The 12516-nt window shown below is 43.4% G+C and carries 8 protein-coding genes; all 8 read left to right on the top strand.

The genetic code is table 11. The features are described 5' to 3' along the window. Positions 1–3 precede the first annotated feature (3 nt). The 8 genes from ACE1EF_RS19265 to ACE1EF_RS19230 all read left to right on the top strand — a co-directional run bounded on the left by ACE1EF_RS19265 (position 4) and on the right by ACE1EF_RS19230 (position 12062). Positions 4–1689 (top strand): glycoside hydrolase family 28 protein, encoded by a 1686-nt coding sequence (locus ACE1EF_RS19265; protein ID WP_375722340.1) that lies wholly within the window; start codon positions 4–6, stop codon positions 1687–1689. Positions 1690–1691: 2 nt separating this feature from the next. Next, entirely contained in the window at positions 1692–2438 is a 747-nt protein-coding gene (locus tag ACE1EF_RS19260; RefSeq protein WP_375722339.1) for a rhamnogalacturonan acetylesterase, read from the top strand. Positions 2439–2512: 74 nt separating this feature from the next. Further along, on the top strand, positions 2513–3448 hold the full coding sequence (locus ACE1EF_RS19255; protein WP_375722338.1) for an alpha/beta hydrolase: 936 nt from the start codon (positions 2513–2515) through the stop codon (positions 3446–3448). A 10-nt stretch (positions 3449–3458) separates the two neighbouring features. Further along, positions 3459–5966: a glycoside hydrolase family 95 protein gene (locus ACE1EF_RS19250; RefSeq protein WP_375722337.1), complete on the top strand. Its 2508-nt coding sequence runs from the start codon at positions 3459–3461 to the stop codon at positions 5964–5966. A 285-nt stretch (positions 5967–6251) separates the two neighbouring features. After that, entirely contained in the window at positions 6252–8966 is a 2715-nt protein-coding gene (locus ACE1EF_RS19245) for a pectinesterase family protein (RefSeq protein ID WP_375722336.1), read from the top strand. Between the two features lie 1660 nt (positions 8967–10626). Beyond that, a complete protein-coding gene (locus ACE1EF_RS19240; RefSeq protein ID WP_375722335.1) occupies positions 10627–11022 on the top strand; it encodes an HU family DNA-binding protein in 396 nt (131 codons plus the stop codon). 199 nt (positions 11023–11221) lie between these two features. Beyond that, positions 11222–11590 (top strand): hypothetical protein, encoded by a 369-nt coding sequence (locus ACE1EF_RS19235; RefSeq protein ID WP_375722334.1) that lies wholly within the window; start codon positions 11222–11224, stop codon positions 11588–11590. 13 nt (positions 11591–11603) lie between these two features. Further along, positions 11604–12062 carry a DUF5063 domain-containing protein gene (locus ACE1EF_RS19230; RefSeq protein ID WP_375722333.1) on the top strand — a complete coding sequence of 153 codons (459 nt, stop codon included), beginning with the start codon at positions 11604–11606 and terminating at the stop codon, positions 12060–12062. Positions 12063–12516: the final 454 nt, after the last annotated feature.

Genomic DNA, 12516 nt, shown 5'->3' with positions numbered 1-12516 from the left:
AACATGAATAAAAAACCGATTCTTTACCTTAGTGCTGCCTTTATGCTTTTGGTTGCAGCCTGTAAGGCCTCTCCCGATGCCGGTACCGAAAATCCTCAGTCCATTAAAGCTGACGTGGAATTCAATATGCCGGACGTAAAAGCACCGGTTATTCCGGATTATACGGTCAGCATTACCGATTTCGGAGCCCGCAGCGGCGGACAGTTTATGAATACGCAGGCTTTTGCAGATGCCATTAATGCGGTTTCAGAAAAAGGCGGTGGTAAGGTGATCATCCCTTCCGGAATATGGCTCACCGGTCCTGTAGTGCTGAAGAGTAATCTTGAACTGTATACGGAAGCCGGAGCACTGATCATCTTTTCAAAAAACAAGGATGATTATCCACTGGTAAAAACAAGCTTTGAGGGCCTGGATACCTGGCGTTGCATCTCTCCCATTTATGGTAAGGACCTGGAGAATGTTGCCCTGACAGGTTCAGGTGTATGGGACGGATCAGGCGATGTGTGGCGTTTTGTGAAGCGAAGCAAACTAACAGCCGGACAGTGGAAAGAACTGGTGGCATCCGGTGGCGTAGTCAATGAAAAAGGTGACGGCTGGTACCCGTCTGAACAGTTTTTGAGAGCTGCCGAAAATGCAGATATGAATGTGCCGGCAAACTTAAAAACCAAAGAGGATTACATGGCCATCCGCGATTTTCTGCGTCCCGTGATGGTCGGAATACAGAACAGTAAACGCGTGATGCTGAACGGCCCGACCTTCCAGAATTCGCCGGCATGGTGCATTCATCCATTGATGATAGAAGATCTTATTGTTAAAAATGTGACGGTGAGAAATCCATGGTATTCACAAAACGGTGACGGCCTGGATGTAGAGTCATGTAAGAATGTAATTGTAGACAACTGTAACTTCGACGTGGGCGACGATGCCATCTGTATTAAATCGGGTAAAGATGAAGACGGACGCCGTCGTGGCATACCCAGTGAAAACCTTGTGATCACCAATAACATTGTATATCATGGGCACGGTGGTGTAACCGTAGGAAGTGAAATGTCCGGGGGCGTGAAAAACATGCACGTTTCCAACTGTACATTCATTGGTACTGACGTCGGGCTGCGCTTTAAAAGTAACCGCGGCCGTGGCGGCGTAGTGGAAAATATCTATATCTCTGATATTAAAATGGCTGATATTCCGACAAATGCCATCTCCTTTAACCTGTATTACGGTGGCAAGTCAGTCTCCGAGATGCTGGAAGATGGCGGACCACAAACCGCAGCAGAAACATACCCGGTTACGGAAGAGACCCCACAGTTTAAGAACATCTTCATGAAAGATATTTCAGTGAAAGGAGCACAACAGGCCATTTATGTTCAGGGTCTGCCTGAAATGAATGTGGAAAATGTGACCTTTACCGACATGATTCTTGAAGCCGACAAGGGCATCCTGCTCATTGATACCAAAGATGTTAGCTTTAAAAATGTGGATTTGTATACACCGGATGAGAAGGCTGTAGAGATTTATAACTGTAAAAATATTAATGCCGATGGGTTAAACTACGATTTCAAAACCAAAAATGATATTACGATCAAAGGTGATGCCTGCGATAATATTCAACTTCTGGCCGGCTCAAAAAACCATACAACCATCGGTGATAAGGTTCCTGAAAACGCTGTAACTTTTAACAACAACTAATCATGAATAAATTTATTATATCCTTATTTTCAATTGCACTGTTTTTCGGATGTCAAAAAGCCGAAAAGCCATATGTTATTCATACCATCGGCGATTCCACCATGGCCAATAAATCGGAAAGGGTATATCCCGAAACCGGCTGGGGGCAGGTGCTTGGAAACTATTTTAACGACAATGTAACTGTGGCAAACTACGCTGTAAACGGCAGAAGCTCTAAAAGCTTTAAAGACGAAGGCCGCTGGCAGACCGTGCTTGACAGCATTAAACCAGGTGACTGGGTTTTAATACAGTTTGGCCATAATGATGAAAAATATAAGGATTCCACCCGCTATACACTGCCATACGGCAGCTATACAGCCAACCTGGAAATGTATGTGAACGAAAGCCGGGCAAAAGGGGCCACACCGGTACTTTTAACCCCTATTGTCAGACGTAAATTCGGAGAAGACGGCAAACTGGTTCCCACGCACGGGGATTATCCTGATGCCGTAAGAAAGGTGGCGGCAAAAATGAATGTTCCTCTGGTAGATATGCAGGTTCTGACTATGGACTGGGTCAACGGATTGGGCGATGAAGCTTCCAAAAAAATGTACTTATGGGTGGGACCAACCGAAAAATATGAAAAGGAACGTAAAGATGACACGCATCTCCAGGTTGAAGGCGCCAATAATGTGGCTAAAATAGCCTTACGGGAAGCACTGAAACAGAAACTCGGTTTTACCAAAGATGTTAAGATGGATAAGCTGTAAACGAACAGAATACGAGTGTAAGAAATGAATTCAGCGGTAGTACAGATGCTGCCGCAACAAGGTAAAACTGTTGCATGAATAAAAACATAATCACATCTTCTCTTATCCTGCTGGCTTCCCTGTTGTCATTACTAAATATGAATGCGCAGGAATACATGCCACTGTGGCCGGATGGAAAAATGCCTAATTCACAGGGGAAGACACCTGAGCGCATTGAAGCACGGGAACGGGTTACCCAGATTGATGTACCCGGCATGTATGTCTATCTCACAGCGAGGGATGTAAATACGCGTGGCGCTGTTCTTATCTGTCCGTCGGGAGGTTATCAGAAGCTAACCTACAAAACATCAGGCATGCAGATTGCAAAGTGGTTGAACACACTTGGTATAAATGCCTTTGTACTGATGTACCGCCTGCCCAACTCACCTGATCTGAGGGTGAGTTATGAAGGTCCGGTTCAGGATGCGCAACGCGCCATGAAGCTGATCAGAGCCCATGCAGATCAGTGGGAAATTGATGCCAATAACCTGGGGGTGTTCGGCAGTTCTGCCGGTGGCCATCTCGCGACTACAATCTGTACCATAGCAGATGATTTTTCAAACATCGGTGACAGTCTTGATGCGAAGAATTTCAGGCCTGACTTCCAGATTCTTGTTTCTCCGGTTGTCAGTCTCGTTAAGGATTACCATAAAGGAAGCAGACTCACATTTTTGGGAGACAGGGATTCAGAAGAACTGGCAGAACGGTTTTCCAATGAACGGAATGTAACGGATGAAACACCGCCCTGCTTTCTGGTTCATGCCGATAACGATCATGGCGTGAGCCCGATGAACAGCGTACGGTATTATACAGCTTTAAACGCACATAATATTCCGGCCAGCCTGCACATTTTTCCATATGGAGGACATGGTATAGGAATCCGGAATAATCCCGGATCAACACAACAATGGCCGGTACTGTGTGAAGCCTGGCTGAAAGAGATGGGATTTCTTAAACCCGTCAGCAAATAAAAAACACATCATGATCATAAAGAAATCCCGTTCTATCAGGTTTATACTCCTTATGCTTAGCCTGGCATTGCTGGGTTGTTCTCACAAGACACAGGATGCCACAAGCACCACAAACCCGATGAAATTATGGTACAAAAGCCCCGCTCAGATCTGGGAAGAAGCCTTACCGCTTGGTAATGGCAGACTGGGAGCCATGGTGTTCGGATCGGCAGAAACAGAACAAATACAACTGAATGAAGAAACGGTTTGGGGCGGTGAACCGGGAAATAATCTGCCCCGGGGATTTAAAGAGATTCTTCCTGAAGTGAGAAAATTAATCTTTGCGGGAAAATATAAAGAAGCCGAAGCACTTACCATGACCAAAGTGCCACGTCATGCTCCGGACTGGAATAACTATGGCATGCCTTATCAGACGGTGGGTGATCTTTACATCCACTTTTCCGGTCATGAGAATTATACGGATTACAGAAGGGAGCTTGACATTGAAAATGCCATCAGCACAACCACTTATACGGTTAAGGGCATCACTTATAAACGTGAATACTTTATCTCGGCTCCGGATCAGGTAATGCTGGTTCGTTTAACGGCAGGTAAACCGGGTAAACTGACCTGTGATATTGACGCAGGGACGCCACATACTGTGTTTTCAAAAAAAGTGCACGATAATAAACTCATTCTCTCCGGGAAGAGTGAAGATGTGGATAACAAAACAGGTAAAGTTGAATTTGCTGTTTCTGTTCTGCCTGTACTCAGCGGGGGAACGCTTTCAATGGCAGATGAGAAACTTAAAATTGAAAATGCCGATACTGTAACAGTTTATATTTCCATTGGTACCAATTTTATAAACTATCATGACATCAGTGGTGATGCATTTGCTGAAGCAGGTAAATACCTTAACCCGGCTAAGGATAAAACATATTCATCCATAAAAACCGCTCATATTAAGGATTACCGGAAATATTTCGACAGGGTAACGCTTGATCTCGGAACCACAGATTCCATTAAAAACCCAACAGATAAAAGGATCAGGGATTTTAACAGTGGAAATGATCCGCAACTGGTGGCTTTGTACTTTCAGTTCGGGCGTTATCTGCTTATTTCATCCTCACGTCCGGGAACGCAGCCTGCCAATCTGCAGGGGATCTGGAATGACAAGCTGAGTCCGCCGTGGGACAGTAAATATACGATCAACATTAATACCGAGATGAATTACTGGCCATCTGAAATTACAAATTTGCCGGAAATGAGTGAACCCTTGTTTGCCATGCTTGAGGATTTGTCCGAAACAGGAAAAGATGCCGCTCAAAAGATGTATGGAGCACGGGGTTGGGTCACACACCACAATACCGACATCTGGCGTATTACAGGTCCGGTTGACGGAGCTTTTTATGGCCTGTGGCCAATGGGTGGTGCCTGGCTTAGCCAGCACATGTGGCAGCATTACCTTTTTAGTGGTGACACCGCTTTTTTAAGAAACGTGTATCCCGTTTTGAAAGGTTCAGCCCTGTATTATGCAGATGTGTTGCAAAAAGAGCCTTCACATGGATGGATGGTGGTAGCTCCATGCATGTCACCGGAAAACAGGCATCCCGGAGGAGCTTCTATGGCTGCGGGCAATACCATGGACAATCAGCTGGTGTTTGATGTATTTTCAAATCTGATGCATGCATCAGAAATACTGGATCTGGATACCAGCTTTGCAGATACTATAAACGCACTTTTCAAACAACTGCCGCCTATGCAGATCGGTCAATACGGTCAGCTGCAGGAATGGCTTAAGGATTGGGACAGGAAAGATGACCATCACCGGCACGTTTCGCATTTATATGGTTTATTCCCCGGCAGCCAGATTTCTCCCTTCCGCACACCGGAACTGTTCCGTGCAGCTGAGAATTCCCTGACATACAGAGGCGATAAGTCCACCGGCTGGTCCATGGGCTGGAAGGTAAACCTTTGGGCAAGGTTACTGGACGGCAACAGGGCCTATAAACTGATCCAGGATCAACTCTCCCCCGCCCCTGAAGAAAAAAGCGGACAAAACGGAGGCACCTATCCTAACTTGTTCGATGCACATCCGCCATTTCAGATAGACGGTAATTTTGGATGTACCTCAGGTATTGCAGAGATGCTGCTCCAATCTTATGATGGCGATATTTTTCTTCTGCCGGCTCTTCCCGATGCCTGGCCCGATGGTTCGGTAAAAGGATTAAGAGCAAGGGGCGGTTTTACCATTGATATGGAATGGAAAAACAAAAAAATAGATCAATTGACCATACATTCGGCACTTGGAGGAAACTGCAGGATAAGAATCGCAAACCAGCTGAAAGGTGATGCCTTGTTAGAACAGGTTGAAGCCGGTGCTCCGAATCCGAACCCGTTCTATTACACCGAACAGGTAAAACAACCTTTAATCAGTGAAAAAGCCGAACCGGAAGAGCTGAAAATCCCGCAGACTTTTGTTTTCGACTTTGATACCTCCAAAGACGGAATATATACTTTTACATCGGAAAAGAATTAAAAGCAGGTAAAAAGACAGAATTAATGAATCAGAATCATTGTTGTCGGGTAAAATCTTCAGAGATTCCTCGCTTCACTCGGAATGACAGGCAGTTGCTGGCGTTGCGCTGGAGGATGGGTTGGTTTGCTACGGAATCGCAAACCAACCCATCCTCCAGCCCCATATGGACCTAAGAGACTGTCATTCTGAGCGCAATAAAATGAAGTGAAGAATCTTTAATTATTATTGGTTTTTTTAACCGGACAACAATAAATCAGAATATATTAACTACAAATAAACAATACTATGAAACTTAAATTTACACTATTGTGGGCTTTCCTTATGTTGAGCACAGCTCAGTCCCTGTTTGCCATTGATGCAGATATCGTTGTAGCTCAGGACGGAAGCGGTGACTTCACGACACTTCAGGCTGCAATCAATGCAGTTCCATCGAACCAGTCCGATAGAAGAACGGTCATCTTTATTAAGAATGGTTTATATAACACCGAAAAACTGTTGATCCCTTCCAATAAATTAAATGTGACCTTAATAGGTGAAAGCCGGGATCAGACGATCATATCCTATCATATTTACGATTGCGAAAGTCCGGCATCGGGGAATAAATGTCCGGCTGAAGATGCCGTATTATGGACCGGCGATGTGATTCGTACCTCAGCGACACTTACGATAATGGGAGCCGGATTCCGAGCTGAGAACCTGACGATTCAGAATACCGCAGGTCCGGTAGGACAGGCTTTGGCCATTACCGTTCAGGCCGACAAGACAGTGTTTGTCAACTGTAATATTCTGGGCTACCAGGATACAATTTATTTGTGGACCTCAGGTAAACGCAGCTACTTTAAAAACTGTCTGGTACTGGGCAGAACCGATTATATTTACGGAGCCGGTATAGGCTTTTTCGATGCCTGTGAAATAAGAAGCTTTGGTGGTGGTTATATTACCGCACCGTCTACGCCTAAAAGTCAGGCTTATGGATTTGTGTTCAGCCACTGCGATATCACCTATACAGATGGCAGTCCGCAACCCACCAATGACGGTCAGAAATTCCGTCTTGGTCGCCCATGGCATGAATACCCGAAGGTAGCGTGGCTGTACTGCGATATGTCCGGAATGATCAATCCGGAAGGTTGGGGTGATACCTGGAATATGGAGTATGCTGCCACAAGTACCGATCTGCATTTATATGAATATATGAACACCGGAGCCGGTGCCGACATGAGCGGAAGGGCTGACTGGGCTGGTCTGCGGGCACTGACGGATGAAGAAGCGAACGCCTATACTGCTGCTGCAGTTCTGAACGGTAACGATGGCTGGTCACCTTACGAAGATGAACCGCTGGCCACAACGTATGAATGGGATGGCGGTGGAGCTGACAAGTCATGGATGACAGCGGAAAACTGGAATCCTGACGGGACACCGGCATCTGCGGAGGTAGCCAATGTATCCGGTGCGGTTACTGTAAATGCCAATGGCGGAAATTTTGGAGCTGACCTGAATCTGAAGGACGGTGCTGAGTTAACCATAACTGCAAACAGCACTGTTGCATACCTCGCTGTTGAAGATGGCATCATATCCGCGACATCGGATGTGACACTGAGCGGGAAAATTGCCACAAAAGACACCGTGATCATAACGACCAATGCAAATCTGACCATTGATGCCACATTAACCGGCATTCATAATATCGTAAAGCGTGGTAGTGGCACGCTGATCCTGACTGCTGACAATACCGATTTTTCAGGCGCATTTATCGTGGAGGAAGGCACATTGGATGCGCAAAGTGAGAACTCACTCGGGAAAGCAGCCGTTGTAGTGAAAAGCGGATCTACGCTGAAAGTTGAAAATGATGCAGCCTTTTTCCCCGAGTCATCATTAAGTGTGGTTCCAAACGCAACACTTGATCTTTCTGCTACGGTAACCCTGAGCGAATTCTATATTAACGGAGTGCTTCAGGCTGTCGGTAGCTATACAGCAGCAACAAATCCTTCCATCATTTCAGGTACGGGATCCGTAGTGGTTGGCAGACCCGATACATTCCTGTTCTCAGGAGGACCATGGGATAATGCAGCAAACTACACACCTGCCCTTTTACCGGAAGAAGGCGAAACAGTACTCTGCGAAGGTGAAATGGAAACCGCTTCAACCACAAATATTGCCAATGTAATTTTTGTAAAAAACAAAGGTAAACTGCGTTTGAGAGGTCAGCATAAGTCTACAGGAACACTGACCTTTGAAGGGAATCAGCGAATATCATACGCCACAAGCGGACCCGGTTTTGCACTGGAAGCACCTATTATTATTCAGGATGATATCAACTTTGAGATGAGCAGCGGGAATGCCGATGGCAGTGTTATGGACCTGAGTGGTTCCATTGTGGGAGATGCTACGGTGACCATAAAAAATACACAGTCAACAACGCCAAATGCATCCTATGTATTGCTGCATGGAAATAATTCAGGCTTTAGTGGGGTGTGGGATTTGACAACAGCGCCGCGAAATGCAGACGGATCGACCGGAATCGTGGGTGCCGGTGCAGACGCTTTCGGAACAGCAAAAATCATTGCAGGAAACAAAAACTATATCCAGTTTGATCACGCTGAATGTACCTCCACAGCCAACACGGTGATACTAAATACCGGTTCTAAAGCAATCGTAAATGCCGATGTTATTGTGGGATCACTCACGCTTGGCAATACGACCTATTCGTCAGGTGTGTTTACCGCAACAACCAATCCGGAGTTTATTGAAGGCAGCGGCAGCATTACCCTTGAAGCCAATGCACTGCAGCAACCAATGTTATCTCCGTTCACAGGACATTACAAAAACGGACAGATTTTTATTCATGGTTCAGCATCCGAAGTCAGGATCATAACGATGGATGGTAAACTGATCCATCAAAAAAGAATAACGAATAATACGGCAGATGTAATGCTACATAGCGGCGTGTATCTGCTGATGAATGAAAATAATGAGGTATTTAAACTGGCTGTGACTAAATGATTTAATTCATCATACTACTTTCACGTAGTCGGGGCATCCTGGATTCGGGGTGCCTCTTTTTTATGCCTGCATTCGAGATATGATGCTGCATCATAAGCACTTCATACCCCATAGCATACCCTTTGTGCCCATTGTGAACCTTCTTTGTGTTGCTTTGTGGTTAAACCAACCGCGAAGGTCACGAAGATTTACGCTAAGGACACGGAGATCCTTCGACTTCCGAAGAGTTTAGTAAAATATAATTTGACTGTAACAGATTATCTCCCATAAACCAAAGAAATGACTTTGTGCCCTTTGTGAAACTCCTTTGTGTTGCTTTGTGGTTAAACCAACCACTAAGGACACCAGGATTTACGCTAAGGACACGGAGATCCTTCGACTTCCGAAGAGCTTAGGAAATTACAGTATGACTATAACAGATTATCTTCCATAAACCAAAGAAATGACTTTGTGCCCTTTGTGAAACTCCTTTGTGTTGCTTTGTGGTTAAACCAACCACGAAGGTCACGAAGTTTTACGCTAAGGACACGATGATCCTGCGACTTCCGAAGAGTTTAGTAAAATATAATTTGACTGTAACAGATTTTCTTCCATAAACCAAAGAAATGACTTTGTGACCTTTGTGAAATTCCTTTGTGTTGCTCTGTGGTTAAACCAAACAGGAAGGACACCAGGTTTTACGCAAAGGACACGATGATCCTTCGTCTCCCGGAGAGCTTAATGAATTATAGTCTGACTATAAAAGATTTTCTTCCATAGACCGAAGAAATGACCTTGTGCCCTTTGTGAATCTCCTTTGTGTTGCTTTGTGTTAAACAACCACGAAGGACACGAAGATTTACGCAAAGAACACGATGATCCTTCGACTTCCAGAGAGCTTAGTAAAATTTAATCTGACTATAAAAGATTTTCTTCCAAAAACCCAAGAAATGACTTTGTGCCCTTTGTGAAACTCCTTTGTGTTTCTCTGTGGTTAAACTACCACGAAGGACACCAGGTTTTACGCAAAGGACACGATGATCCTTCGACTCCCGGAGAGCTTAATGAATTATAGTCTGACTATAAAAGATTATCTTCCATAAACCAAAGAAATGACTTTGTGCCCTTTGTGAATCTCCTTTGTGTTGCTCTGTGGTTAAATAACCACGAAGGACACCAGGATTTACGCTAAGGACACGGTGATCCTTCGACTCCCGGAGAGCTTAATGAATTATAATCTGACTATAAAAGATTATCTCCCATAGGCAATAAAAACCCTTTGTGCCCTTTGTGAAACTCCTTTGTGTTGCTTTGTGGTTAAACCAACCACGAAGGACACGAAGTTTTACAGAGAGAACACGATGATCCTTCGAATTCATATAAGCTTAGGAAATTACGTTCTGACTATAACAGATTTTCTTCCATAAACCGAAGAAATGACTTTGCGCCCTTTGTGAATTTTGCTTTGTGTTTCTCTGTGGTTAAACCAACCACGAAGGACACGAAATTTACCTTTGCCTCCAAGACCCCTGTCTTTTTAAATCCATCTCCCTGTTGTTTTATACAAAAGCTACGTATATAAAAACCGTTTATCCATGCATAAATTTGGTTTTATCCATGGATAATTTGTAATTTATGCATGCTTAAACACTAATTACCAAACTTTAAAATATACTGAACCATGGTACTTACCTACAAAACCGTCTCCATGCATCTGTTGAAAGACGGGAAAAAAGACAGGCAGGTGTGGTTTCCGAAACTAACCCGCTCCCGCCAGATGAACCTGAAACAGATTGCACGGGAACTGCAGAAACGATCCACCGCCAGCAATGCTGATGTATACCTGGTAGTAAAGGGATTGGTAGACCTGATTCCTGAACTGCTGGCACAAGGCTATACCCTGAAACTGGATGAACTGGGAACCTTCCGTCTGCATGCCCGGGTTAATCCGGTTGAAGCCAAAGAAAATGTGTCGGCCAGGCAGATTAAACAACTGCATCTGACCTTCCGGGCCGACAATGCCATAAAACAGGCCTTACAACACATTACCGTTAAACCTGAAAGCAACAACAGTTAATAAACTTATTCTGCTTGTATATTTCAGTTTTATTATCTACTTTTAAGGACCTGAATTTTAAAAAAGTTATCTTAATGCAACATAGACAAAAGTTAGGCTTTATCGACTGTATGGGTTGGATATACTTAATAAAGTTCGGTATATATACTAGTTGTAGGGCATTTGGGCAAACTGCTAAACAGAAAACATTCCGCTAAAAATGAAACTTTATATAAAATGTTCTGAGTGTAAAAAGGAGATTTCATTCTGGACTTGGTCGCCTGAAAAGGTTGACTTAAAAATGATTCATGGTGATAAGATCGAGTTAAAATGTAAAAGCTGCAACTCGATAAAAAAGTATTACATTGATAATTTAAGAGCTAAAAAAAGTAAGATAGCTCTATTAATGGCATCAAGTATTTTTATTCTGGGAACTCCTATCACTTTAATTCTGCTTTGGGATTATATATGGCAATCTGGGCTTTATGGAGCATTTGTATTGATTTTGATTATTGGTATACCGAGCACTATATATGGGATTATAAATAAAAATGATAGTCAAAGAGTAAGTTTGTTTAATCGTAGTTAAAATCTAAAAATTAATGAATGATTTGCTTCTTGAGAATATTGATAAATTAATTGAATATGGACAAGGAGAAGTTAATATTTCTGAGGACGATAAAATAGAAAACCTGGAATATTTATTAATCTCCATATATAAGCAAATTTTAGAGCTTCCAAAAAGATTTGATGATACTAATAAAGAATGTCCTAAGATTGATTATGAGGTAATTAAAAAACAAGTAGAGAAAAACTTTAGTAATTTCGGTTACTACAACACTGTATTCAATGGTATTGAGAACTTTGATAATCCAGAAACCGTCGTTGGAGATTCTATTGATGATTTAGCAGATATAATAAAAGACTTAATAGAAGCAAAATGGTACTTTGAGAACTCTTCTCCTGATGATGCAATTTGGCAGATAAAATTTGATTTCGAATCACATTTTAGATATCACATTTTGGGATTACTAAAATATTTACATGATATTAAAAAATAAAACGCCCTACAACACATGGTATAGTGCATGCGGGTTTCAGAAGTTTTCGAGCGTTTGTGGCTCGTAAAAAAGTCGGTGTATCCTGATAGGAAAACACTTCGAACTCCCGCACGACACCATACCATAAAACGTTAGGTGCAACCGTCATTAAATTGACTGTCAATTTTAATTTAGTTGCTGCTCTTAGCTGGTTAGACGTTAATTTGCCAACGCTTTATTTAAATGGTGCTTAGAGTTGGCGGACACCGGATTAACGTCTCCCCTATGCTGGTCTTCACGTTTGAGTAGTTAGGGTGTGATCTTTAAACTCAAAGTTGTCGCAGCAACTGTCCTCAGTACCAGGAAAGTTTCGTGTTTTGGGTTTTCAGATTAACGACAGGGAAATTGAGCGGGAAAGATGACCAGATCTTACAATCTCAATGCGGGCAGACAAAGAAACAGCAGCACCTAACAC

Source organism: Quyinboa sediminis, assembly GCF_042219855.1.
Taxonomy (GTDB): domain Bacteria; phylum Bacteroidota; class Bacteroidia; order Bacteroidales; family UBA5342; genus JBHJHP01.
Note: the sequence above shows the minus strand (reverse complement) of the source record. Positions and strands in the feature narration are given on the sequence as shown.